The organism is Streptomyces cirratus, assembly GCF_014650775.1.
GTDB lineage: Bacteria > Actinomycetota > Actinomycetes > Streptomycetales > Streptomycetaceae > Streptomyces > Streptomyces cirratus.
This window is the reverse complement of sequence record NZ_BMVP01000003.1, coordinates 274464-297730: the sequence shown is the minus strand read 5'-3', so window position 1 is coordinate 297730 and position 23267 is coordinate 274464. Positions and strand designations below refer to the sequence as shown.

Genomic DNA, 23267 nt, shown 5'->3' with positions numbered 1-23267 from the left:
AGGGCGTTCGACCGGCCCGGGTCCCCGCAGGAAGGAAGTCCCATGCAGACCGTCACCCTGAACAACGGCGTCGCGATGCCGATCCTCGGCTTCGGCGTGTACCAGATCCCGCCGGAGCAGACCGAGCAGGCCGTCACCGAGGCGCTCGCCGCCGGATACCGGCTGCTCGACACGGCGGCCGCCTACCAGAACGAGGAGGCCGTCGGCCGGGCGATCAGGAACAGCGGCATCCCGCGCGAGGAGCTGTTCGTCACGACCAAGCTCTGGATCCAGGACGCCGGCGAGGACAACGCCCGCCGCGCGTTCGACACCTCGCTGCGCAAGCTCGGTCTCGACCACCTCGACCTGTACCTGATCCACCAGCCCTTCGGTGACGTCTACGGCTCCTGGCGCGCCATGCAGAAGCTCTACCGAGAGGGCCGGGTGAAGGCGATCGGGGTCTCCAACTTCTACCCCGACCGGCTCGTCGACCTCATCGACCACAACGAGGTCACCCCCGCGGTGAACCAGGTGGAGACCCACCCCTTCTTCCAGCGCACGGCCGAACAGGAGCTCATGCGCGAGCGGGGGGTGCAGATCGAGTCGTGGGGTCCGTTCGCCGAGGGCCGCAACGACCTCTTCACCCACCCCGTCCTCACTGACATCGCCAGGGAACACGGCAAGTCCGTGCCGCAGGTCGTGCTCCGCTGGCTCATCCAGCGGGAGGTCGTCGTGATCCCGAAGTCCGTCCGCGCCGACCGGATGGCCGAGAACCTCGACGTGTTCGACTTCGCGCTCACGGAGGGGGAGATGGCCCGCATCGCAGCCATGGACACCGGGCGCTCGCTCTTCTTCGACCACCGCGACCCCGCCATGGTCGGCCGGCTCGGCACCGCCCGCCTGCACGACTGACCCGGCCGCGCCCCTCGCCCCGGGGACACCGCGTCAGCCCAGGAATGAGAGCCGCACGGTCCGGTGCGGGTTGTCGCGGTTGGTGTCCACCAGGACCACCGACTGCCAGGTGCCCAGTGCCAGCTCGCCGCCGACCACCGGCAGCGTGGCGTGCGGGGGCACGAACGCGGGCAGCACGTGATCGCGGCCGTGTCCGGGCGAGCCGTGCCGGTGCCGCCAGCGGTCGTCGGCGGGCAACAGCGTGCGCAGTGTCTCCAGGAGGTCGTCGTCGCTGCCGGCGCCCGTCTCGATCACGGCCAGACCGGCCGTCGCGTGCGGGGTGAACACGTTGAGCAGCCCGTCGCGTCCCCGTGCGGCCTCCCGCAGGAACCGGGCGCAGGCGTCGGTCAGGTCGTGGACCGTCTCGGTGGAACCCGTCGTGAGTTCCAGGGTGCGCGTGGTGAAGGTGTCTGCCATGCGGCCCATCTTCGCCCGCGGGCGCCGCCGCGTCCGCCCACCACACCTGGCAACGCCGGAGGGCGAGCGATTAACTCATTCAGGTGAACGTCAAAATCTGTGCTGCCTGGAGTAGACATCGGGATCCGGGCCGGGTAGCGTTTCTCGTGTAGAAAAGGTCGAGAGATACGAGTGGACGAGCAGTACCGAACTGGCAGGAAGCGAAGTAGGAAAAGGAGTCACGCGCCATCAGGATCGCCCGGGTGGGTCATCAGCCGCCCGGGTACCGCAAGGCCCCCGATGGGAAGGTGGTCCCCGGTCACGCATCCGCGATCCCCGCAGCCCGGTCGTCCCGGGAGTCCTGCGGACACGAAGAGCCGGCTGCATTAGAGCCCGGCAGATGGTGTTGAATTTCCTTCGGGGCCCTGGTGCCGTACGGCACCAGGGCCCCTCGACGCATTTCCGTATACAGAGGTGAAAGTGACAGCAGAGAACTCACTCGGGCGTCTCGACGACGACGACTACCCCGCCTTCACCATGGGCAGGGCCGCCGAGATGCTCGGTACCACCCCCGGCTTCCTGCGGGCGATCGGCGAAGCCCGGCTGATCACCCCCCTGCGCTCGCAGGGCGGACACCGCCGCTACTCGCGTTACCAGCTGCGGATCGCCGCCCGCGCCCGTGAACTCGTGGACGCCGGGACTCCGATCGAGGCCGCGTGCCGGATCGTGATCCTCGAGGACCAGCTCGCCGAAGCCCAGCGCATCAACGCCGAATTCCGTCGCGAGGAAGGCGGACGCGGCGAGGACGTCGAACGGGACACGCCGACCGGCCGGCCGGTGTAACGCCGTCCGGGGGCTTTCGCCCGCCACCGCATGCGGCGCGGCGGCCGGGGCAGGCGAGCAGCCGACGGACCGTTCGACGAGCAAGGAGTAGTGGTCACATGTGGGCTTTCCGTGAGACGGCCGGTCACCTGGCGGGCACCGACCTGACGGGATACAAGGTCGAGGCGACCGAAGGCGTCATCGGCAAGGTCGACAAGCATTCGCAGGAGGCGGGCTCCGCCTACCTGGTCGTGGACACCGGCGTGTGGATCTTCGGCAAGGAGGTGCTGATCCCGGCGGGCGCCGTCACGCGCATCGACCCGGACGACAAGCGCGTCCTGGTCGACCTCACCAAGGAGCAGATCAAGAACGCGCCGGAGTTCCAGCGGGACAAGCACCTCGACGACGCCGGGTACCACGCGCAGCTCGGCACGTACTACGGCACCGGCGCCCCCTTCGGCGGCCGGCCGGCCTGACGACGCGTCGCCGGGACCGGCCGGCCCCGGGGCGCCGCGAGGCCCGGCACTCCCGTACCCGCCCGCAGGACCCACAGCCGGTCCGCGGGCGGGTCCCGTCGTCCCGAAACGCGTTCAGGCGATGTCGCTGACGTCGGCCCCGCCGCGCCCCCGGCCCAGGCGCTGCACGCCCGTATCGGCGGCCACGGCGTCCCGGAAGGCGGCCAGGCCCTCGAACAGCGCACTCCGCTGCTCGAGGGTCAGGCGCGTCAGCACCGTTTCCAGCTCCGTCGCCCGGGCGGTGCGTACCGAAGCCAGGACGCCCCGGCCGGTGCGGCTCAGCCGCACTTCCACCTCGCGGCGGTTCGCCGTCGCCCTGGAACGCTGGACGAGCCCGGCCGCTTCGAGCCGGTCGCAGAGCCGGCTCACCGAGGGCGGTGTCGAGCCGAGCGCTTCGCCGAGGTCCCGGAGGTTGACGGCCTCCCGCTCGTCGATCACGGTCAGGGCACGCAGCTGCGAGGGGGGCACGGGGGAGGGTACGGCTTCCTGGCCGCGGCCCCACAGGACGTCCAGCATCTCCAGGAGAGCGGATGCTTCGGCAGCCACTTGCCCGGGGTGCAGGGGTGGCAAGGGGAAGCTGTGCGGCATCGCACTACTCTCTCATCCGATAGACCGTTTGTCAGCCCGCCCGCCCTGCGCGGGCAGGCGGTGAACAGCCCTCGTCCCGGTCGCCGCCGGGGCCTTCGCGGTCATCCGCATGGCGAGGGCGAGGGTGTCGTCGGCGTGGAGGACGACGGTGTGCATCTCGGCGGCCACGGCATCGGGGATCTCCGCTATCGCGCGGTGGGCGTGCTGCTCGACGGCCTTCACGAGCCGCGACTCGCCCTCGATCAGGTCCCTGCGGCTCTCGGTGAGACCGTCGGTGTACAGCAGGAGCAGGTCGCCCGGCTCCATGCGCTCCCGCAGCACCGTGTCGCTGCCGGGGGAGGGGAACCCGATGCCCCGGCCGGTCGCTTCGAGGAACCTCGGTGCACTGCCGTCCCGTGCGAGCAGCGGCGGCGGGTGGCTGCCGCTGGCCACCTGGAGTTCCCCTGTGGCGGGGTCGAGCCGGACCAGGAGCACCGTCGCCATCAGGTCCGCGTTGAAGGGCATGAGGAGGTGGTGGGTGCGGGCGAGGATGGAGTGCAGCGGGTGCCCCTCCAGGGCCAGGGTGCGCACCGCGTGGGTGACGGTGACGGCGCCGCGGGTGCTGCGTACGCCGTGGCCCAGCGCGTCGACCACGGTGACGTGCACCGTCCCGTCGGGCAGCGCGAACCAGTCGTAGAGGTCGCCGCCGGTCGGCGCGGCCGGGTCCGCGGGCGCGTAGTGCACGGCCAGTTCCAAGCCGTCGATCTCCGGCGGAAGGGGCCGCAGTGCGTCCTCCAGCTCCCGCAGGACCTGGCCGTGCGCCTTCCGCACCTGCTCGTCGCGCTCGTCGAGTTGCACGTAGAGGGCGAGGACGCCGGCGTTGGTCTCCGCCAGCTCGTGCTTGAGCAGCCGGTGTTGGGCGCTGAGGCGGTCCGCCAGGGCGAGGGCGGCGCGCAGCTCCTCGTCGGCCGCACTCACCTGCGCCGGCAGGGACGCCGGCGACCGCGCCGGCGCCTCCTCGAACGGTCCGGCGTTCCGGTCGGGCAGCGGGATGTGCCAGGTGACCGAGTTCGCCGACGTCTCGGGCGCGGTCAGCGGCAGGCCGGCGCTCCGCGGCGGGCGGGCCGCGCGCGGGGCCGTCAGGGTGAGGTTCAGCTGGGGTACGCCGCGCGTACCGTCGAACACGCTGGTCAGTCTGACGGGGTGCCCGGCCTCGAACTCCGGGGAGGCCAGGTCCGTCACCGACAGCACGAGCCGGCCGCGTACGTCCGCGGGCAGCCGGTAGGAGCGCGCGAGGTCGCGCACCTCCTCGCGGAGCACCGCCACGTCCCAGAAGAGACGGCTCATGACGGCCCGAGGGGAGCTCTGGCCGCCAGCACGGTGGCGTCGTCGCGGGTGCGGTGGTAGGCGTGCGCGACCGTGGCGGCGAGCAGCGGGGCGGGCAGGCGCAGCAGGTGGCCGGGCGGGGTGTGCGCCCACCGCAGGTCGATGCCGTCGGTGTGCAGCGCGGTGGTGGTCGACGGGGTCAGGGGGACGCGGTGGGTGTGCGGGGCGGGCATCCGCCAGCCGACCACGCCCGGCTGGCCGGTGAGCCGGTGGTGCACCTCGTGGGGGGAGAGCGCCACCATGCGGACGTTGCCGATCCCGCAGTACTCGGCTTCCCCGTCGTGCAGCCGAAGGAGCGCGACGGCGGCGCCCCGGGTGTGCCTCAGCGCCCGGTGCATGGCCGTCATGATGTCCGGGAGGGCGCCCTCGGCGGCGCCCCGGAAGGAACGCACCGCCGCCTGGGCGGCCTCCGCCGCCTCCCGGCCGTGCCCGAGACCGTCGACGACGAGCGCGGTGCGCGCCCCGCCGAGGTCCACGACGGCCGCGGCGTCCCCGCATTCCTCCTGGCCCGCGGCAGGCAGGCAGACCAGTCCCACCGGCTGCCGCGCGGCTTCGCGCTGCCGGGGAAGGGCGAGCCGGGCGCTGACCACGGTGCCGGTGTCGGTCCGCGAAGTGATGGCGAGCTCCGTCGCGATGCGCCCGACCGCGCCCAGTCCGGCGCCGAGGGTCCCCGTGGTGGTGTAACCGTCGGCCAGGCAGCGCGCGACCTCCGCTATCCCCGGACCCCGGTCCGCGGCCACGACTTCCAGGCCGCCGCCCAGTGGCAGCGGCTGGATGTAGACCACACCGTTGCGGGCGTGCTTGTCGATGTTGCTGGCCAGCTCCGAGGCGACCACGGCCGCCTGGTCGGGCATCGCGCCGGGCAGCGCGCATTCCTTCGCCACCGCACGCGCGGTCTCGGCCGCGACGTGTACCGCGCTGTAGTGGTCGATGCGCACCTGGCGCGTCGGCGCCACCGGCGCCGGGGTGACCATCAGCGCCGCCATCGCGTGGTGATCACGGTGGTGCCCTCGCCCGGTGTGCTGCGCACCTCGAACTCGTCCATCAGACGGCGGGCGCCGCCCAGCCCGTGGCCCAGACCCACGCCGGTGCTGTAGCCGTCGGCCAGCGCGGCCTCCACGTCGGGGATGCCCGGCCCGCGGTCGCTGATCGTCAGCCGGAGCCCGGTACGGGCGCCCTCGTGGACGGAGCCGACCACGAGGTCCCCGCCCCCGCCGTGGATGTAGGCGTTGCGGGCCAGTTCGCTCGCCGCGGTGATCACTCGTGTCTGGTCGATGATGGAGAACCCGGCCGCCACGGCGGCGAACCGTACGGCGTGCCGGACCGCCAGCAGGTCGTCCTCCGTGGTCAGGGAGAGCCGGACGGGTTCCGCGCCGGGGGTGTCCGCGCGCCCCGTGGCGGGGCCGTGCACGGTCCTGTTGCCGTCAGCCAGCGGCGTCATGCGGCGCCCCTTCCCGGGGCTGGGGTGCCTGTACCCAGCCCAGCGCGGCCATGCCCTGCTCGGCGTGCAGCGCGGTTTCCACGCCGGTCAGTTCCAGCCCGAGTTCCACGAGGGTGATGGCCACCGGAGGGCGCATGCCGGCCACGATGACCCGGGCTCCGAGCAGCCGGGCCATGCCCGTGAGCTCCATCAGGTTCCGCGCCACGAACGAGTCGATGATTTCCAGGCGGGAGATGTCGATGAGGACGCCCCGCGCCCGGTCGGCGGAGATCCGCTCGGTCAGTTCCTGCGCGAAGGCCACGGCGGACTTGTCGTCCAACTCGTTGAGCAGCCCGGTGACCAGTACGTCGCCCAGGCGCAGGATCGGTACGGCGCAGGAGTGCGCGCCGGAAGGGGTACCGGAGTGTGCGCTCATCGGGAAACCGTGGCGCTCGGGGCCGGCGCGGCACCGCCGGTGATCTTCATCGCCTCGGACAGGGCCTCGGCGAGCGTGGCCCGGGTCAGGATGTCGAAGAGGTCGATGCCCAGCTGTGCGATGGTTTGCGCGATGGTGGGCCGGATCCCGCTGATGATGCAGCCCGCGCCCATCAGCCGCACCGCCCGCACGGTCTGCATGAGGTGCTGGGCCACCGCGGTGTCGACGGTCGGTACACCCGTGATGTCGATGATCGCGACTTGGGCGTCCTCGTCCTGGATGGCCTGGAGCAGGTTCTCCATCACGACCTGGGTGCGTGCGGTGTCCAGGGTGCCGATCAACGGCACGGCGACGACCTGGCGCCACAGGCGCACGACGGGCGTCGAGACCTCCAGCAGCTGCCGGCTCTGCCGCCGGATGATCTCCTCGCGGCCTTCGACGTACGTGGCGAAGGACAGGGCGCCGGCCGCGTCGAGCAGTTGGTTGATCAGCAGCGCCGCCGAGAACAGCTGGCCGGTGTCGTCGACCGTCTCCCGGACGATCCCCAGCAGGACTTCCTTGAGGGCCAGCACCGACAGCGAGGTGGCGGTGGGTTCAGCCCCGGCCCGCGCCCTGCGCAGGGACAACTCCCGTACGGCCTCGCGCAGTTCGCGGTGCCGGTTCGCCATCTGGTCGACCGGCAGCGTGGTGTCGAGAGCCGTGACGAGTGCGGAGGCGAGGGTGTCGGCCTCGTAGCGCAGATCGCGCTCGTTGTGGGCGGGGTCCGTGGGGGCGCGCTCCAGCTGGAGCGAAACCCAGCGGTCAGCTATGTCGTCCGCGCGTCCCTTCAACGACTCCACCAGGACGTGACGGACGTCGGCCGCACCGGCCGGACTGCTGACCACGCGGGTCTCCTTTCGCTGTGCCCCGCGTCCGCTTCCCGCATTTAACGCATGGCAATGGTTGTCGGATGGCAAATATACGCACGGTGACCCCGGGACGGAAGTCCCGGGGCCTTGGTGAGGCATCGCCACAGATCCAGAAGGATGTCCCCGATCGCGCGGCTCATTCGTGGGAGGGGCGGTGAGCATGGCCGCACACCGCCGAGACGGTGCTCACCACGCCTATCCAGGCCGTCACCGCCGCCCAGGCCATGGCCGTCGAACCGCTGACGGCGCCCGCGACGAGCAGCACCAGGCACGTGCCCAGGAGTACCGCGGCGAGAGCGCGTTTGACCGGTGGCGCGACGGGCGTGACGGCGGTGCGGTCCGTGTGCCGCTGCCCGTCCGGTAGGTGGGTCCATCCGGCGCTCCCGTGCGTGGACAGTCGCCCCCGTGCCGGCATGTGGGCCTCCTGGTGATCGGAAACGGTGTTCGGAAACGGACGTGCTCAAAACCGGTGGGGGTCACGAACGGCCGCCGGGCGCGGCACGCGGCTTCTCCGCCAGCCGGGCGGGCAGTTGGGAGAGTTCCCGGACGGGCCCGTGCAGCGCGTATGACCGCATCCGCGCGAGTTAAGCCGACGGATTCCGGCCGACCGCCGGCTTCGCGCACCCGGCCGGTTCACCGCGGGTCCGCTGTGACTTCCCGTGGCCACCGCGCTACTTTGTGCACATGATCGGTGCGGCGTCGGCTCCTGCGGTGGATCACCGCACGCGAACCGTCGGCGTCCTCGCGCTGCTCGTGGCGATCGCCCTGCACCTCCTCGGATGCCTCCACGGCCCGGTCGGGGAAGGCCCGCACCTGACGCCGGATGCCGCCGCCCCCCTCTCCGCCGCCCTGTCCCCCGGCCCCCCTGCCGACGCCGTGGTGCCGGCGAACCGTGCCGAGCAGGGCGAGGGCTGCCCCGACGGCCTCGGCCACGCCGCCGACCGCGTACGGGGGGACGCCCACGCCGCGCCGCCGTCGGCCCGTACGCCGCACGCCCCCGCGGAGCCCGCCTCGTCGGCGGGTACGTCGGCGGCCGCAGCCGCCACGGGTCGGGCCGCGGGCGGTCCGGGGGTGCTCGCGGCGACGTGCGTGGCGCGGACCTGACCGGTCCCGCACGGCCGCCACCGCTGCGTCCCGCCCGCCCGCGTCCGTACGCGCCCGGCCCGGCGGAGCGTACGGCCGTGTGTTCCCGCCCTGATCCGCCGATGCCCCGCGCCGCAGCGCGCCCGGGCCGAGGAGCCGTGACACGCCGATGCCGACCGCCTACGTACCCCACACCCCCGCACCTCCCCTTCCGCGGCCCGCGCAAAGGCCCGCCGATCTCGTCGGCCGCACTCCGCTGCTGTGGGTCGGCGAGCCCTTCGCGGACGCCGGCCGCGGATTCTGGGCCAAACTGGAGGGCGCCAACCCCGGCGGCATCAAGGACCGTCCGGCCCTGCACATGGTGGCCCGCGCCCGGGCCCGGGGCGACCTCGCGGACGGGGCGCCGGTCATCGAGTCCTCCAGCGGGACCATGGCACTGGGCCTGGCCCTGGCCGGCATCACGTACCGGCATCCGGTGACCGTGGTCACCGACCCCGGTCTGGAGCCGTCGATCCGGCGCGCCCTGGCCGCGTACGGAGTCCACGTCGACACCGTCGCCGAAGCGCACCCGGCCGGGGGCTGGCAGCAGGCCCGCCGGGACAGGGTCACCGAACTGCTCCGCCGGCACCCCGGCGCGTGGTGCCCGGACCAGTACAACAACCCCGACAACGCCGCCGCCTACACCTCACTCGCCGCCGAACTCGTCGCCCAGCTCGGCCGCGTCGACGTACTGGTCACCTCGGTCGGCACCGGCGGCCACTCCGCCGGGATCTCCACCGCGCTGCGCGAAACCTTCCCCGCACTCGAACTCATCGGCGTGGACTCCACCGGCTCCGCCATTTTCGGGCAGCCCGCGGGGCAGCGCCTGATGCGGGGCCTCGGCTCCAGCATCCACCCCGCGAACGTCGCACACCACGCGTTCACGGAGGTCCACTGGGTCGCCCCCGACGAAGCCGTCACCGCCTGCCGCACCCTGGCCCGCCACCAGTACGCCGGCGGCGGGTGGAGCGTGGGAGCGGTCGCACTCGTCGCGGGCTGGGCGGCGCGCACCCGCCCCGCCGGGACCCGGATCGCCGCCGTCTTCCCCGACGGCCCGCACCGCTACCTGGACACGGTCTACGACGACGGCTGGTGCCACGGCCACGGACTGCTCGGCCGCACCCTCCCCGACGCCCCGCAGGAGATCGGCCATCCGGCGGAACGGGTGGTCACGTCCTGGACCCGCTGCACCGACGTCACCACCCCCTCGCCGCGCACCGCCACCGCGCTCGCGGGTGCGCGATGAGGCGGCTGCGCGCGCAGCTGCGCTCCTTCGACCCCGGTGTGCGGCTGCTGATGGTCAACCAGTTCGGCATCAACCTCGGCTTCTACATGCTGATGCCCTACCTCGCCGACCACCTCGCCCACGGCCTGGGCCTCGCAGCCTGGGCCGTCGGCCTGGTCCTCGGCGTACGGAACCTCTCCCAGCAGGGGATGTTCTGGCTGGGCGGCACCCTCGCCGACCGCATCGGCTACAAGCCCATGATCCTGGCCGGCTGCGCACTTCGAACCGGGGCGTTCGCGCTGCTGGCCGTCGCCGGCACCCTGCCCGCGCTCATCGTCGCCTCGGCGGCCACCGGGTTCGCCGGAGCGCTGTTCAACCCCGCCGTGCGGGCCTACGTCGCCGCCGGGGCCGGCGGCCGCCGGGTGGAGGCCTTCGCCTGCTTCAACGTCTTCTACCAGGCGGGCATACTGCTCGGCCCGCTCGCCGGACTCGCCCTGCTGCTCCTCGACTTCCGGCTCGTCTGCGCGGCGGCAGCGGCGGTCTTCGGCGTGCTGGCCGTCGTACAGGCCCGGTCGCTGCCCGCGCGACGGCCGGATCCGGACCCGCGGCGGGTGGCCGGCTGGCGGGGGATCGCCGCCGACTGGACCGTGATCGTGCGCAACCGGCCCTTCGTCCTCTTCTCCGCGGCGATGGCCGGCTCCTACCTGCTGGCCTTCCAGACCTACCTGGCGCTGCCGCTCCGGGCGCGGTCCCTGTTCGGCGACGGCTCCGGCACCGCCATGGGCGTCGCCTTCGCCGTTTCCGCGCTGGTGGCGGTCGTGGGCCAGCTCCGGCTGACCGACTGGGCCCGCGAACGCCTGGACGCCCCGAAGGCGATCGCCATCGGCCTCGCGGTCATGGGGGCGGCCTTCCTGCCGCTGCTGCTGCCCGGGGGCCGCTGGGCGGGAGCAGCCACCCTGGTCGCGTGCGCGGCGCTGCTGGCCACGGGGTCGGCGCTGCTGTACCCGTTCGAGATGGACACCCTGGTCGGCCTCTCCGGCGAACGGCTGGTCGCCACCCACTACGGGGCCTACAGCACGGCCTCCGGAATCGCCGTCGCGGCGGGGAACCTGGGCGTGGGCGCCCTGTTCGACCTCGCGGCCCGGCTGGACGCCCCGTGGCTGCCGTGGACGGTGCTGGCCGCGGTCGGAGCGGCCTGCGCGGCAGCCCTGACCGCCCTGCGCCGCAGCGCCTGTTTCGCCCCGGCGCAGGCCCCGGCCACGGTCGCGGGCTGATGGCGCGGAGTTCTCGGATGCCGTCCCCGGCCCCGCGTGGTGTCCTGTCCGAAGAGGGCAGAAACCGCCGCAGGGGCGGCCGGGGGCTCTGAACCTCGCCGACGACCGAGGAGGTCCGGCCATGGCGGTCCTTTTGCGCCTCGCGCTGCCGGGTGTCGCCACTGAGAAGTACGAAGCCCTCAACACGAAGCTCCGGCAGACGCCCGGGATCTTGGACGGATGCGTGTTCCACGTCTGCGCGAAGACCGGCGACGGACTGGAGGTCTTCGACGTCTGGGAGAGCGAACAGCAGCTGAAGGCGTTCCAGGAGAAGATGGTGCCGATCGCCGCCGGGCTGGGCTGGCCGCAGACCGGCGAGCCCGAGATCCTCCAGGTGCACAACCTCTGGATCCCCGGCTCCGGTTCCTGACGTCGGAGCCCGCCCGGGCCGCGCTGCCCGCCGGCTCGTTGCACGAATCCATCGGCGACCGGCGACCGGCGACCGGCGCGCGGCGCCGCCGCCTCGGGGCGGCGCCGGTCCGGGCGGCGGCCCCGCGCTACGGGGCCGTGGTTTCCGCTTCGGGGAAGTCCGCGCTTTCGCCCGGCAGGATGACGTCCAGCGCGTCGGGCGTTTCGTAGCGGACGGGCTCGGGTGCCGGGTGGACGGGCGGCGGTTCCTCGGACCGGTAGAGCACGGCCATGCCCGCGAGGGCGGCGCCCAGGCCCGCCATGAGGACCGCGATGCCCGTGGGCCACGGCAGCAGGCCGCCTACGGCGCCGCCCAAGGGGGAGAGTCCCGTCATGGCCGCCAGGGCGTGCACCGCCAGGATGCCGAGGCCGGTCACCGTCGCCGCCGCCCACACCCTCGTACGGTCGCGTACCACCAGGGCGACGGCGAGCGCCGCGCACACCGCCACGATGCCCAGCAGCAGCCAGGTCCCCGCTCCGCCGTCGGCCAGCAGCCGTGACGGGTGCCGGGGCAGGTACAGCAGCGCGGACCCGGTCAGGACCGCCACGGCGGGCCACCGCAGCCCCCGGCCGGGCGCGCCGGCGGCCGGCCCGGTGCGCTTGGCGCGCTTGCGGGAAGCGCGCCGCGCCGGTGGGTCGTCGGCCCGTTCTATTCGGTCGGGCTGCGGCGCCGGCTCCTCTTCGTTGCTCAGGAGCAGCGCGAGCGAGACGACGTCCTCGACGCGGCGGCTGACGGCGGCCGCGCGCAGCGCTTCGTTCGCGGCGTCGGGAACCTGGCCGGATTGCCTCAGCAGCGTCACCAGGTCCGCGACTTCTTCCAGCGGCCTGCACGCAACCGCCGTCTGCAACAGCGTGCGCAGGCCTTCGTCGCCGATGGCGCCGGCCGGGGTGTCACCGGCGCCGATGCCGGCCTTCCCGGACGTGGTCGGTCCGGTCGGCGGGGCCGGTTCCTCGTCCTCGGCCCGGGGTGGGGGGTAGTCACTCATAGAACGCTCCGTCCGGTTGACCGCCGCGTGACGACCGCGCACGGCTGGGGGCCGTGCGGCCCCCACGACGTGAGGAGATGTCCACTCGCGGCCACGATGCAGCACATCGGGGGACCCCACCATGCGGAGCAAGCAAACGAGTGCAGCCCCCCTCCCGGCTTGCGCCGGGCGACGTTGCGTGCATGCGCCGCCGCCCGGGAGGACGGGCTCCCTCAGCCCGCGAACGTGCCGCTGGTGAGCGGCCACTCGCGGTTGAGGGCGCCGAGCGGGATGCGGCGTTCGAGTACCGGGGTGCCGAACAAGGACAGCTGCAGGTGCAGCTGCCCGCTCAGGTCGAAGCCGCCGTAGAGCGCCCACGTACCGCTGACGGCGGTCTTGCCGTCCGTGGACGCCGAGGCTTTGCCGTCGGCCTCACCGCGCAGGTAGGGGGCGAAGTCCGCGGTGACGCCGACGGCCCCGTACAGGCCGACGGAGGCCTCGGCGCCGAGGGCGCTCTTGACCCGGCCGGCGGCGGTGACCTCGGCCTTCACCGGGGAGCTGTGGACGTTCGACGTGCTGACGGGGCTCCAGCCCTTGCCCGTCGCGTAGCTGCCGCCGACACGGAAGTCACCCTTGACGTCCTGTCGCACGTCGAGGGTCACGCGCCCGTCGGCCTCCACCTGTACGTAGCAGGTCAGGTCGAGGTTGACGACGACCGGTACGGGGCCCACCTGGATCACCGGAGCGCTGTGCAGCTTGGCGAAAGGGATCCGCTTGGGCGCGCCGGTGCTCGCGGCGGCGTGGCCCTTGAGGCTCCACTGCGAGGACCAGTCGCCGCTCATGCCGAGGAAGGCGGAGCGCGGCCCGGCGCCCTGCGACCCGTCGTAGGAGAACTCGACCGTGGGGGCGAGCTGGACGAAGCCGGAGACCGAGGCGCCGGCCGAGACGGGGGCGTCCGGGGCGGTGTCGATCGGGGCGTCGAGGTCGAGGCGCAGATTGCCCAGGGGCAGCTTCGCGCCCTGGGGGCCGAACCGTGCGCCCTGGCTCTTCGCCCAGGACAGGGTGACGCCCTTCATCAGGGGCTCGACCTTGACGGAGGCCGGGTCGACGGGGACCTTGCCGTCGGCCTTGTCGTCGTTGAGGGCGGAGGACAGCGTGGTGGGGGCCGTGGTGACCTCGGTGCCCCGGTCGGTCTTCCTGCCGACTTCGGTGACCTTCGCGAGGAGTCCGTCGGGGGCGCCCGGCGCCGGGGCGCTGGCGATGACGTCACCGACGGCGACCGGCTTGTCGGCGGCGGGAGAGCGGTCCGGGGAGCGGTCCGGCGAGCGGTCGGCGGAGGGGGTGGGTATCGGCGAACTACGCTTGGGCTGCGCGGCTATGACGGCCCGCCGGGTCACCGGATCGTAGGAGGCGACCTTGAGGGACGAGTTCACCGGCGTGCCCTTGCCGGCGCCTTCGGCGCGGGTCACCGCGGCCGTCGCGGCGGCGTCCTGCGGGGCCGCGGTGACGTCGAGCCGTTGGGAGCCGTCGGCAATGGGGGCGACGGGGGCGGGAGTTGCGTCCGCCGCCGCGGTGTGTCCGGCCGAGGAGCAGCCGGTGGCGGTGAGTGCCAGGGTGGCGAGGCCGGGGAGCAGGAGGCGTCTGGCGAGCTTGCGCACGTACGTGAAGACCTTCTGGTGAGGGGGAGTTGCGTTACTTACGAGTAACGTGAAGCCCGATCATGCCAGGCCCTCCCACCGCACCGGCGACAACCGGCCACCCCTGCCGACCGCTGCGGCACACACGCGTCAGGGCCGGCCCGTTGCGGGCCGGCCCTGACGTGACGGATCAGACGCGGTGGATCAGACGAGGTCGAACCGGTCCAGGTTCATGACCTTGTCCCAGGCGGCGACGAAGTCCTTGACGAACTTCTCCTTGGCGTCGTCGCTCGCGTAGACCTCGGCGAGCGCCCGCAGCTCCGAGTTCGAACCGAAGACGAGGTCGGCCCGGCTGCCCGTCCACTTGACCTCGCCCGTGGCGGCGTCGCGGCCCTCGAAGGTGTTCGCGTCCCCGGACGTCGACGTCCACGTCGTACCGAGGTCCAGCAGGTTGACGAAGAAGTCGTTCGTCAGGTGCCCGGGCGTCGTGGTGAGCACGCCGAGCGGCGACTGCTGGTGGTTGGCACCCAGCACCCGCAGACCGCCGACCAGTGCCGTCATCTCGGGCGCGCTCAGGTTCAGCAGGTTCGCCCGGTCGATGAGCAGGTACTCGGCCGGAAGCCGGTTGCCCTTGCCGAGGTAGTTGCGGAACCCGTCGGCGGCCGGCTCCAGCGCGGCGAACGACTCGACGTCGGTCTGCTCCTGCGAAGCGTCCACCCGGCCGGGGGTGAAGGGGACCCGCACGTCGAAGCCGGCGTCCTCGGCGGCCTTCTCGACGCCGGCGGCGCCCGCGAGGACGATCAGGTCGGCGAGGGAGATCCGCTTGCCACCGCTCTGCGCGGCGTTGAAGGACTCCTGGATCCCGGTGAGCGTGCGCAGCACCGTCGCCAGCCGGTCGGGCTCGTTGACCTCCCAGCCGCTCTGCGGCTGGAGGCGGATGCGCGCGCCGTTGGCACCGCCGCGCTTGTCGCTGCCGCGGAAGGACGAGGCCGAAGCCCACGCGGTGGACACCAGCTCGGACACCGACAGGCCCGAGGCGAGGACCTGCTCCTTGAGCGAGGCGACGTCCGCCGCGTCGACGACCTCGTGCGTCAGCGCGGGCAGCGGGTCCTGCCACAGCAGCGTCTCGGACGGGACCTCCGGACCGAGGTAGCGCACGGCCGGGCCCATGTCACGGTGGGTCAGCTTGAACCACGCCCGGGCGAACGCGTCCGCGAACTCGGCCGGGTTCTCCAGGAAACGCCGCGAGATCTGCTCGTAGGCCGGGTCGAAGCGGAGCGAGAGGTCGGTCGTCAGCATCGTCGGGGCGTGGCTCTTCGACGCGTCGTGGGCGTCGGGAACCGTACCGGCGCCGGCGCCGTTCTTCGGCCGCCACTGGTGCGCCCCGGCAGGGCTCTTGAAGAGCTCCCACTCGTAGCCGAACAGGATCTCGAAGAAGCTGTTGTCCCAGGTGATCGGGGTGTTGGTCCAGATGCCCTCGAGGCCGCTGGTGATGGCGTCACCGCCCTTGCCGGTACCGAAGCTGTTGCTCCAGCCCAGACCCTGCGCCTCCAGCGGCGCGGCCTCCGGGTCGGCGCCGACGTGGTCCGCCGGTCCGGCACCGTGGGTCTTGCCGAAGGTGTGGCCGCCCGCGATCAGGGCGACCGTCTCCTCGTCGTTCATCGCCATCCGGCGGAACGTCTCGCGGATGTCGCGGGCCGCGGCGAGCGGGTCCGGATTTCCGTTCGGGCCCTCGGGGTTGACGTAGATGAGGCCCATCTGGACCGCGCCGAGCGGGCTTTCCAGGTCCCGGTCGCCGGTGTAGCGCTCGTCGCCCAGCCAGGTGGTCTCCGGACCCCAGTACACGTCCTCGTCGGGCTCCCAGACGTCCGCGCGGCCGCCGCCGAAGCCGAAGGTCTCGAAGCCCATGGACTCCAGCGCGACGTTGCCGGCGAGGATCATGAGGTCGGCCCAGGAAAGGCTCTGGCCGTACTTCTTCTTGACCGGCCACAGCAGGCGGCGGGCCTTGTCGAGGTTGCCGTTGTCCGGCCAGCTGTTGAGCGGGGCGAAGCGCTGCTGCCCGGCGCCGGCGCCGCCGCGGCCGTCACTGATGCGGTAGGTGCCCGCGCTGTGCCACGCCATGCGGACCATGAAGGGGCCGTAGTGGCCGAAGTCGGCGGGCCACCAGTCCTGCGAGGTGGTCAGGACCTCGGCGATGTCCTGCTTCACCGCGGGGAGGTCGAGCGACTTGAAGGCCTCGGCGTAGTCGAACCCGTCGCCGAGCGGGTTGGCCACGGCGGGGTTCTTGGCAAGGATCTTCAAGTTCAGCCGCTCCGGCCACCACTGGCGGTTTCCGCCGCCCTGCGTGGGGTGCGGGGCGCGCTCGTGCGCCACGGGACAGCCGCCTCCGCCCTCGGTCTTGGCGTCTACGACGATTGCATCATGGTTCTCAGACATGGGAATCCTTCCGGACCAGGCGGATCGTGGTGCTCAGGTGCTGCATGGGGTGGATCGGGCGGGGCACACGCCCCCAGTGGAAGGCCCGGTGGATGGCCCGGGCCCCGTCGGCCGCCCCGACGCCGGGGTGGTCACCGTTGCGGACGGTCTCGGGCAGCGTGAGACGGCGCCGCCATCCGTGCGTCGCCGCCGTGCGGTGTCCCGGCGGCGGCCTTTCACGTCTTCGTCTCCTGCCGCTGTGGAATCTTCGTGTCCCTTGGCTGTCAACGAAACCGATCCTACGATGGACGCAATCCAAGTCAAGAAGCAGACCAAGCCCGTATCCAATCGGACTCCGCCCGTCCGCGAGTGGGTTTCGAGGGTCCCGCCGGACCGGAAGACCGGACCAGAAAAGGTGAGCCGACATGAGTGACCTGCTGGAGCGGCTGCGGGGGCGTGGCTGGCGAATGACGTCCCAGCGGCGGGTCGTTGCCGAGGTGCTCGACGGGGAGCACGTGCACCTCACGGCCGACGAGGTGCACGCCCGCGCGGTACGGCTGCTGCCGGAGATCTCCCGGGCCACCGTCTACAACGCCCTGGGCGAACTCGTCTTGCTCGGCGAGGTCGCGGAGGTCTCCACCGACGGCCGCGCCAAGCGCTACGACCCCAACGCCCGCCACCCGCACCAGCACCTGGTCTGCTCCGGCTGCGGCCTCATCCGCGACGTCCACCCGTCCGGTGATCCGCTGTCCCACCTCCCGCCCGGCGAGCGCTTCGGCTTCACCCTCTCCGGCGTCGAGGTCACCTACCGGGGACTGTGCCCCTCCTGCGTTTGAATCCGGCCGCAGCGAGCACCCCCGAAAGGGACCGGACGAGGCAAACGGCCCGCCCGGCGGGTTTCGCCGCCCGGGCGGTGCGGCGCGTAGCGAGCAGGAGTGGACCATGGCTGTGGAACAGGACGTCGTCGCGGTGATCCTCAAGGACCACCGGCGCATGGAGGACCTCTTCCGCCGGATGCGGAGCGTGGAAGCCGACCGGGCGGCGGCGCTGCGGGAGTTCGCCGCGCTGCTCATCGCCCACGGCGAGGCCGAGGAGACGGAGGTCTACGGCGCTCTCAAGCGGTTCAAGGGCGTCGACGACGAGGAGGTCGAGCACGGCTCCGAGGAGCACGCCGAGGGGAACGAGGCCCTGCTGGCGCTGCTCGAAGTCTCCGAGGTCGGCTCCGACGAGTGGGACGAGCGCCTGGAGGAGCTGGCGAAGGCGGTCTCCCACCACATCGACGAGGAGGAGCGGACGATCCTCAACGGCGCCAGGGAGAGCGTGCCCGACGACCGGCGCGCGGAGCTGGGGGCGGCGTTCCTGCGCGAACGCGAGCGGCAACTGGACTCCGACTGCGGCAGCATCGAGAACGTACGCGCCGTGGTACGGGGATGAGCGCGGACGCAGCCGCGCGGACGACCGGGCCCGGGCACCCGGCGCCGGAGGCAGCCGGCCAGGACGGCGAGACCCGGCTCACCGTGTGGGTGGCCCTCGCGGCGAACCTCGCCATCTGCGTGGCCAAGGCCATCGGCGGGGTCATCGCCGGCTCACCCGCCCTGCTCTCGGAGGCGGCGCACTCCGTGGCCGACTCCATCAACGAGGTGTTCCTGCTGGCGTCCGTCAAACGCAGCAGGCGTCCCGCCGACCGGCGGCACCCGTTCGGCTACGGCAAGGAACGCTTCTTCTGGTCGCTGCTCGCCGCCGTGGGCATCTTCGTCACGGGCGGCTGCTTCTCCGTCTTCCAGGGCGTGGAGGCACTGGGCTCCGGCGGCGACGAATCGCACAGCGGGTACGTGATCGGCCTGATCGTGCTCTTCGTGGCACTCCTCGCCGAAGGCGTCTCGCTCCTGCGGGCCGTCCTCCAGGTACGCCGCGCGGCACGGGAGGCCGGACACGGCCTGGCGGCGGAGGTACGCGCCGGGCGCGATCCCGCCCTGCGCACCGTCCTGGCGGAGGACAGCACGGCCTGCCTCGGCGTCGTCCTCGCCATGGCGGGCATGGCGCTGCACATGGCCACGGGTGAGGTGGCGTACGAGGCGGGCGCCTCCATACTCATCGGTGTCCTGCTCGTCTACGTCGCCTACGTGCTCGGCAAGCAGGCCCGTACGCAGCTGATCGGCGAGGCGGTCGACCCCGGCCTGCAGGACGAGATCCGCGCGGATCTCGAAAACCAGCCGGAGATCGACTCGGTGACCTCGCTGCTGACCATGCGTCTCGGTCCCGATTCGGCGCTGCTCGCCGCGAGCATCGACCTGACGGCCGGGTACGACAGCGAGACCGTCGAGGACGCGATGGTGCGCATACGCACCGGCCTCAAGGAGCGCTGGCCCGAACTGGACCAGGTGTTCCTGGACGTGACGGACGCCGCGGCTGCCCGCCGGGCCGGGGCACGGCCGTCGGCTCAGTAGACGAGCTTGATGGTCACGTCCTTGCCGCCCGGGGCCGGTGCGGTGTCGGTGTAGAGGAGCCGGATGGTGGTGAAGCGCTGGGCGCCGGGGCGCTCGGGCCACGACTGCGGCCTGCTCAGGGTCACCGTCACGGGGTAGGCGTGGAAACGGCCCGCCGCGCAGTAGGGGCGGCAGTCGTTGACCATGTCGGTACCGGTGGCCGTGGCGGTCCGCGGCCCCCAGGTCTCCCAGCGCAGCTTCACGAGGCGGTTGTTGCCGTCGCCGCAGGCGAGCAGGTACTCGTCGGGGCGCACCTGGGCCTCGGAGGAGCAGTCGAGGACCACCAGCGGATCGGGAGCGGCCGTGGCACCGGGAGCCGCTGCGGTGCCGCTCCGGGCCGAGGCCGGGACGGCTGCCGCCACGAGGGCCGCCGCCGCTCCAAGGACACCGGCCGTGCGTACTGCGGCCCGGGGCGCACGGGTGCGCCGGTCGTTTCCTGAAACGTCCACGTGGCCTCCTCGCCCGTCCGTCTCCCGTCCAAGACGCCGTGCTGCCCAGCTTCCCCCATATGAGCGGACCGCGCATCCGAGCCGGGCCGCCCCGCAGGTCAGGGGAGGGCGACGAGCTCGACCTCGAAGCCGTCCTCGTTCTCCAGGTAGGCCGCGTAGTGCCCGGCACCCCCGGCGTGCGGGTGCCGGTCGCCGAACAGCAGCCGCCAGCCGTGCCGCGAGGCCCCGGCGGCCAGCTCCTCCACCGCGGCGGCGTCTTCGACGTGGAACGCCAGGTGGTTCAGCCCGGGGCGGCGGCGCTCGTGGCGGTCGGCGGTGAGGGCGGGCGACTGTTCGAGGACGAGGTAGACCGGGCCGAGCCGCCAGCTCCGCCCGTTGCTCCAGTTCTGGTACGGCGTGTATCCCAGCGCCTCCAGCAGCCAGCCGAACGTGCCCACGGCGCGACCGAGGTCGGGCACCCAGATCTCGACGTGGTGCAGCGCGCCGTGCGTCGGCCGGTCGTCGGGCGGGAGCGGAGGCGTCATACCGGTGATCCTCGCAGCCGGCACCGACAACAGCGGTCCGTCACGGGACGGGGGCGGACCGTTCACATGTGGGTTAACCCGCTCCGATCGCTTCCTTAAGCCCGCCTCAAGGTCTCCGGCCGGAGAGTCAAACCGCACGTTTGTCCGTTTCCCGGTCGCTAGCGTGCTGGTCGATCCCTCATCCCACACGCAGAAGCAGGTCCTCCATGGCTGGCAATTCCCATCGCCGAACCACGAGCCCCAAGGCGAAGGCGGCAGCGGCCCTGGCCGTCGCGGCGGCCGTCGGCGGCGCCGCCGTCGCCCTGACCGGCACCGCCCAAGCGGCCTCCGTGGGCGCGGCGTTCACCAAGTCGAGCAGTTGGAGCACCGGTTACACCGGGCAGTACGTCATCACCAACCGGACCGGCACGGCGCTGAGGGACTGGACCCTCGAGTTCGACCTGCCCGCCGGCACGTCCCTCGCCTCCCTGTGGAACGGCGAACAGACCGTCACCGGGCGGCACGTGAGCGTCAAGCCGCCCCGCTGGGACACCGCGGGGCTCGCCCCCGGCGCCTCCCTGACCGTCGGGTTCGTCACCTCCGCGACCGGCGGCGCCGGCAACCCCACGGGCTGCCTCATCAACAAGGAGAAGTGCTCACCGAGTACCGGCTCCACGCCCTCGCCCAGCGGGCGGCCGACCACCCGCCCCACCTCCGCGCCGACGCCGGCCCCCTCCACCGAGCCCACCGCCGCACCCACCGCCGCACCCACCGCGACGGCCACCTCCAAGCCCGCCCCCACCGGCACCCCGGGCGGCGGGGGCAAGGTCTCCGCCGGTTTCGCGCCGTACGTCGACACCTCGCTCTACCCGGCCCACGACCTCCTCGACACCGCCGCGAAGACCGGCGTCAAGGAGTTCAACCTCGCCTTCGTCACCTCCGGCGGAGGCTGCACCCCCCTCTGGGGCGGGACCACCGCCCTCGATGCCGACCGGGTCGCCTCCCAGATCCCCGCCCTGCGGGCCAAGGGCGGTGACGTACGCGTATCGTTCGGCGGCGCCGCAGGCTCCGAGCTGGCTCTCAAGTGCGACTCCGCCACCGCCCTCGCCGCCGCCTACGGCAAGGTCGTCGACGCGTACGCGTTGACGAAGGTCGACTTCGACATCGAGGGCGGGGCCCTGCCCGACACCGCCGCGAACACCCGCAGGGCGCAGGCCATCGCCCAGCTCCAGAAGAGCCACCCCGGACTCGACGTCTCCTTCACCCTCCCGGTGATGCCGGAGGGCCTCACGCAGGCGGGCCTCGACCTGCTCTCCGACGCCCGGCGCAACGCAGTGGCGATCACCGCCGTCAACATCATGGCGATGGACTACGGGCCCGCGTACGCGGCGGACATGGGCGGGTACGCCATCCAGGCGGCGACCGCGACGCAGGCGCAGATCAAGCAGGTCCTCGGCCTCTCCGACGCCGCGGCCTGGAAGGCGGTGGCCGTGACGCCGATGATCGGGGTCAACGACGTCGCCACCGAGGTCTTCACGGTCGAGGACGCCACGCAGCTGGCGGCCTTCGCCCGCTCCAAGGGCATCGGCCGGCTCGCGATGTGGTCCGGAGCCAGGGACCAGCAGTGCGCCGGCGGCGCCAAGAACTACGCCGACCCGACCTGCTCGTCCGTCGTCCAGGCTCCGCTCGCCTTCACCAAGGCCTTCGCCGCGGGCGGCTGACCTCGGCGGCTCCACCCGTCAGACCCGCTTGGGATCTCCGCGCCCGGGTAGGCGGGGGCTACGACCGCCCGGCGCGGCTGCCGGCCGGTGGAGAGGAAAGGACCCGACGATGACCGACCGCGAACGCAACGAGCCGCCGCGCACCACCCCGTCCCACGCCCCGGGTGAGGCCGGAGACGAGGAAGCCCGCAAGGAAGCCGAACGGGCACAGCGCGGCGCCGGGGGCGAGGCCGCGGAGGGCGAGCCGGGAGAGGCGGCCGACGCGCTCTCCCCGAGCCCCGGCGCCCAGCGCAGCTCACGCAGGCACGCGCAGTCCGGCGACACCGACTCGGCCTGAGCCGCCGGGCGGGCGCGGCCCGCCCCGCCGCCCCCAGGTGAAGCCCACAGGTGAAGCCCTGCCGGTCACAGGTAGCGGCGGATGGGCAGGACCGCGGCTTCGCGTGCGCGCTGCGCGAGGGAGCGGTCCTTCCATCTGCCGGGGCGGATGGGGTCGCTGGCCTTGAGGTCGGCGTCGTAGTGCGCGTCGAGGACGGCGGTGAAACTCCTGTCCATGACGGCGAGCATCACCTCCTCGTCGTGGTCGAGGGAGCGCCGGTTGAAGTTGGTGGAGCCGATCAGCGAGACGACGCCGTCCATGGTGATGACCTTCGCGTGCATCATGGTCGGCTGGTACTCGAAGATCCCCACCCCGCAGGCGGTCAGCGCCTCGTAGTGACGCTGGCCCGCCAGTCGGCACACCCGCTTGTCGGTGTGGGGGCCGGGCAGCAGGATCTGTACCTCCACCCCGCGGCGCGCCGTCGCGCAGAGCAAGTCGACGAAGTACGTGTCGGGCGCGAAGTACGCCGTGGCCAGACGCACCCGTTCCTCGGCCGACTCCAGGACGACGCGGATCAAGGTCTGCATGTCCTGCCAGCCGAAGCTCGCCGAGCCGCGGACGACCTGCACGATCGCGTCGCCCGCCGGTTCGTGGCCGACGAACCGGTCCCGGTCGTCGAAGAGCTCCGTATGGCACTCCGCCCAGTTCTGGGCGAACGCCGCGGCGATCCCGTCGACGGCCGGGCCGCGCACCTCGACGTGGGTGTCACGCCACTCCCCGGGATTGCGGGCGTCGCCGCACCACTCCTGCGCTATGCCGACGCCGCCGGTGAACGCGGTCTGCTCGTCCACCACCAGCACCTTGCGGTGGCAGCGGTGGTTCTGCTTGAGCGGGGAGAGGTAGAGGGGCTTGCGGAACCAGGCCACCTGCACCCCCGCGGCGTCCATCTCCTCCAGGAGTTCGGGCTCGATGAGACGGCTGCCGAACCCGTCCAGGAGGAGCCGGACCCGCAGACCGGCACGGGCCCGGGCGGCCAGGGCCGCGGCGAACCGGCGGGCGATGTCCCCTCGCCAGTAGACGAAGGTCATCATGTCCACCGTGTGACGGGCCCCCTCGATCGAGGACAGCATCGCGGCGAAGATCTCGTCACCGTTGCGCAGCGGACGCAGACTGTTGCCCTCGGTCGCGGCGATGCCGATCAGCCGCTCCAGACGCCTGCGGATCCGGACGATCTTTTCGTCCGCTCCGGGGCCGGCGGGCTCTTCCGCCGGTTCGCAGGTGGCCGATGGCACTCCGCTGGTCATCCAAGTACTCCTCGATCGGTCCC

General features: G+C 72.6%; 26 protein-coding genes. 12 read left to right on the top strand and 14 right to left on the bottom strand.

Features of this window, described 5'->3' with window-relative positions; all coding sequences use genetic code 11:
• The first annotated feature begins 42 nt into the window (after positions 1-42).
• Complete coding sequence (locus IE207_RS10965; RefSeq protein ID WP_190183888.1) at positions 43-891, top strand: aldo/keto reductase; 849 nt, start codon at positions 43-45, stop codon at positions 889-891.
• Positions 892-924: 33 nt separating this feature from the next.
• On the opposite strand, the gene IE207_RS10960 is transcribed toward IE207_RS10965, so the two are convergent.
• Positions 925-1347 (bottom strand): YjbQ family protein, encoded by a 423-nt coding sequence (locus tag IE207_RS10960; protein ID WP_190183887.1) that lies wholly within the window; start codon positions 1345-1347, stop codon positions 925-927.
• A 459-nt stretch (positions 1348-1806) separates the two neighbouring features.
• Between IE207_RS10960 and IE207_RS10955 the strand changes: the two genes are divergently transcribed.
• Positions 1807-2169: a helix-turn-helix domain-containing protein gene (locus IE207_RS10955; RefSeq protein WP_190183886.1), complete on the top strand. Its 363-nt coding sequence runs from the start codon at positions 1807-1809 to the stop codon at positions 2167-2169.
• A 98-nt stretch (positions 2170-2267) separates the two neighbouring features.
• A complete protein-coding gene (locus IE207_RS10950) occupies positions 2268-2624 on the top strand; it encodes a PRC-barrel domain-containing protein (RefSeq protein WP_190183885.1) in 357 nt (118 codons plus the stop codon).
• Positions 2625-2738: 114 nt separating this feature from the next.
• Here IE207_RS10950 and IE207_RS10945 read toward each other — a convergent pair whose 3' ends face one another.
• From IE207_RS10945 to IE207_RS10915, 7 genes are all read right to left on the bottom strand, one after another.
• A complete protein-coding gene (locus IE207_RS10945) occupies positions 2739-3251 on the bottom strand; it encodes a MarR family winged helix-turn-helix transcriptional regulator (protein ID WP_190183884.1) in 513 nt (170 codons plus the stop codon).
• A gap of 12 nt (positions 3252-3263) precedes the next feature.
• Positions 3264-4577: a PP2C family protein-serine/threonine phosphatase gene (locus tag IE207_RS10940; RefSeq protein WP_190183883.1), complete on the bottom strand. Its 1314-nt coding sequence runs from the start codon at positions 4575-4577 to the stop codon at positions 3264-3266.
• Entirely contained in the window at positions 4574-5602 is a 1029-nt protein-coding gene (locus IE207_RS10935; RefSeq protein WP_229873633.1) for a SpoIIE family protein phosphatase, read from the bottom strand. Before IE207_RS10935 ends, IE207_RS10940 begins: the two co-directional genes overlap by 4 nt.
• On the bottom strand, positions 5590-6057 hold the full coding sequence (locus tag IE207_RS10930; RefSeq protein ID WP_190183882.1) for an anti-sigma regulatory factor: 468 nt from the start codon (positions 6055-6057) through the stop codon (positions 5590-5592). The genes IE207_RS10935 and IE207_RS10930 overlap by 13 nt, the downstream gene beginning before the upstream one ends.
• The gene (locus IE207_RS10925; protein ID WP_190183881.1) at positions 6041-6472 is read right to left on the bottom strand and encodes an STAS domain-containing protein; all 432 of its coding nucleotides are present in this window, start codon (positions 6470-6472) and stop codon (positions 6041-6043) included. Before IE207_RS10925 ends, IE207_RS10930 begins: the two co-directional genes overlap by 17 nt.
• Positions 6469-7356, bottom strand: coding sequence for an STAS domain-containing protein (locus IE207_RS10920; RefSeq protein ID WP_229873632.1), 888 nt, complete (start codon positions 7354-7356; stop codon positions 6469-6471). Before IE207_RS10920 ends, IE207_RS10925 begins: the two co-directional genes overlap by 4 nt.
• Positions 7357-7516: 160 nt before the next feature.
• Positions 7517-7795, bottom strand: coding sequence for a hypothetical protein (locus IE207_RS10915; protein ID WP_190183880.1), 279 nt, complete (start codon positions 7793-7795; stop codon positions 7517-7519).
• 269 nt (positions 7796-8064) lie between these two features.
• On the opposite strand from IE207_RS10915, the gene IE207_RS10910 reads away from it, so the two are divergent.
• The 4 genes from IE207_RS10910 to IE207_RS10895 all read left to right on the top strand — a co-directional run bounded on the left by IE207_RS10910 (position 8065) and on the right by IE207_RS10895 (position 11410).
• Complete coding sequence (locus IE207_RS10910) at positions 8065-8484, top strand: hypothetical protein (protein WP_190183879.1); 420 nt, start codon at positions 8065-8067, stop codon at positions 8482-8484.
• Positions 8485-8632: 148 nt separating this feature from the next.
• Positions 8633-9748 (top strand): PLP-dependent cysteine synthase family protein, encoded by a 1116-nt coding sequence (locus IE207_RS10905; protein WP_190183878.1) that lies wholly within the window; start codon positions 8633-8635, stop codon positions 9746-9748.
• A complete protein-coding gene (locus tag IE207_RS10900) occupies positions 9745-11001 on the top strand; it encodes an MFS transporter (RefSeq protein WP_190183877.1) in 1257 nt (418 codons plus the stop codon). Before IE207_RS10905 ends, IE207_RS10900 begins: the two co-directional genes overlap by 4 nt.
• Positions 11002-11122: 121 nt before the next feature.
• Positions 11123-11410 carry a hypothetical protein gene (locus tag IE207_RS10895; protein WP_190183876.1) on the top strand — a complete coding sequence of 96 codons (288 nt, stop codon included), beginning with the start codon at positions 11123-11125 and terminating at the stop codon, positions 11408-11410.
• Positions 11411-11537: 127 nt separating this feature from the next.
• Here the strand turns inward: IE207_RS10895 and IE207_RS10890 are convergent, their stop codons facing one another.
• The 3 genes from IE207_RS10890 to katG all read right to left on the bottom strand — a co-directional run bounded on the left by IE207_RS10890 (position 11538) and on the right by katG (position 16486).
• Positions 11538-12434: a hypothetical protein gene (locus tag IE207_RS10890; protein WP_190183875.1), complete on the bottom strand. Its 897-nt coding sequence runs from the start codon at positions 12432-12434 to the stop codon at positions 11538-11540.
• Between the two features lie 212 nt (positions 12435-12646).
• On the bottom strand, positions 12647-14071 hold the full coding sequence (locus IE207_RS10885; protein WP_190183874.1) for a hypothetical protein: 1425 nt from the start codon (positions 14069-14071) through the stop codon (positions 12647-12649).
• Positions 14072-14254: 183 nt separating this feature from the next.
• Positions 14255-16486, bottom strand: a complete 2232-nt coding sequence (gene katG, locus IE207_RS10880) for a catalase/peroxidase HPI (RefSeq protein ID WP_190183873.1) — start codon at positions 16484-16486, stop codon at positions 14255-14257.
• 404 nt (positions 16487-16890) lie between these two features.
• Between katG and IE207_RS10875 the strand changes: the two genes are divergently transcribed.
• The 3 genes from IE207_RS10875 to IE207_RS10865 all read left to right on the top strand — a co-directional run bounded on the left by IE207_RS10875 (position 16891) and on the right by IE207_RS10865 (position 18912).
• Positions 16891-17301, top strand: a complete 411-nt coding sequence (locus IE207_RS10875; RefSeq protein ID WP_190183872.1) for a Fur family transcriptional regulator — start codon at positions 16891-16893, stop codon at positions 17299-17301.
• A 106-nt stretch (positions 17302-17407) separates the two neighbouring features.
• A complete protein-coding gene (locus IE207_RS10870) occupies positions 17408-17899 on the top strand; it encodes a hemerythrin domain-containing protein (protein ID WP_190183871.1) in 492 nt (163 codons plus the stop codon).
• Complete coding sequence (locus tag IE207_RS10865; protein ID WP_190183870.1) at positions 17896-18912, top strand: cation diffusion facilitator family transporter; 1017 nt, start codon at positions 17896-17898, stop codon at positions 18910-18912. The genes IE207_RS10870 and IE207_RS10865 overlap by 4 nt, the downstream gene beginning before the upstream one ends.
• Here IE207_RS10865 and IE207_RS10860 read toward each other — a convergent pair.
• On the bottom strand, positions 18906-19400 hold the full coding sequence (locus tag IE207_RS10860) for a hypothetical protein (RefSeq protein WP_190183869.1): 495 nt from the start codon (positions 19398-19400) through the stop codon (positions 18906-18908). The two genes, IE207_RS10865 and IE207_RS10860, sit on opposite strands and share 7 nt — an antisense overlap.
• Before the next feature lie 98 nt (positions 19401-19498).
• Entirely contained in the window at positions 19499-19924 is a 426-nt protein-coding gene (locus IE207_RS10855) for a VOC family protein (protein ID WP_190183868.1), read from the bottom strand.
• A gap of 206 nt (positions 19925-20130) precedes the next feature.
• On the opposite strand from IE207_RS10855, the gene IE207_RS10850 reads away from it, so the two are divergent.
• The gene (locus IE207_RS10850) at positions 20131-21624 is read left to right on the top strand and encodes a cellulose binding domain-containing protein (protein WP_190183867.1); all 1494 of its coding nucleotides are present in this window, start codon (positions 20131-20133) and stop codon (positions 21622-21624) included.
• Positions 21625-21733: 109 nt separating this feature from the next.
• Complete coding sequence (locus IE207_RS10845) at positions 21734-21961, top strand: hypothetical protein (RefSeq protein ID WP_190183866.1); 228 nt, start codon at positions 21734-21736, stop codon at positions 21959-21961.
• Between the two features lie 65 nt (positions 21962-22026).
• Here the strand turns inward: IE207_RS10845 and IE207_RS10840 are convergent, their stop codons facing one another.
• The gene (locus IE207_RS10840) at positions 22027-23244 is read right to left on the bottom strand and encodes a phospholipase D-like domain-containing protein (protein WP_190183865.1); all 1218 of its coding nucleotides are present in this window, start codon (positions 23242-23244) and stop codon (positions 22027-22029) included.
• Positions 23245-23267: the final 23 nt, after the last annotated feature.